Below are 237 nucleotides of genomic sequence, written 5' to 3'. Positions count from 1 at the left end.
GATAGCATCCAACAACGGGAGTTCCGACAGCAGGTTTCCGGGCTCTACCCGAACTCCGAAATCAAACCCGTCGACTTCGGCAAGTGGTCAGACTCTCGATGATTACGAATACTTCCAACTGTGGAAGTACTGCCGAGAGAATAACCTCGTCCCAGACCACACCCCCATCCCCCTCAAGGGGCTGGTCGGATACGCACTCAAGCACGACTTCTGTGAGCCGGACGACCTCGAACAATT

Source organism: Halorubrum sp. SP3 (assembly GCF_005435195.1).
Classification (GTDB): domain Archaea; phylum Halobacteriota; class Halobacteria; order Halobacteriales; family Haloferacaceae; genus Halorubrum; species Halorubrum sodomense.
The sequence above is the reverse complement of the archived record's forward strand: the minus strand, read 5'-3'. Positions refer to the sequence as shown.